The 275-nt window shown below is 65.1% G+C and carries 1 protein-coding gene; it reads left to right on the top strand.

What is annotated here, in order from left to right:
- Nucleotides 1–9: 9 nt before the first annotated feature.
- The coding region (locus SB816_RS31420) for an NUDIX hydrolase (RefSeq protein WP_410548172.1) at nt 10–275 on the top strand (266 nt) is incomplete at its 3' end.

Raw genomic sequence — 275 nt, 5'->3', positions numbered from 1 at the left:
CCACTCGACATGAAATTCTGCTCCGTCTGCGGCCACGAAGTCATCGCGCGCATTCCTCAGGGTGACAACCGCGAGCGCTTCGTTTGCGATCACTGCGGCACGATCCATTACCAGAATCCGCGCAACGTGGTCGGCACGGTGCCGGTCTGGGGCGATCAGGTGCTGCTGTGCCGCCGCGCGATCGAACCGCGCTACGTGTTCTGGACGCTGCCCGCGGGCTTCATGGAAATGGGCGAGACGACGGCCGAGGCCGCCGCACGCGAAACGCTCGAGGA

Source organism: Achromobacter sp. SIMBA_011 (assembly GCF_046535435.1).
GTDB lineage: Bacteria > Pseudomonadota > Gammaproteobacteria > Burkholderiales > Burkholderiaceae_B > Achromobacter > Achromobacter dolens.
This window is presented reverse-complemented; position numbering and strand designations above follow the sequence as displayed.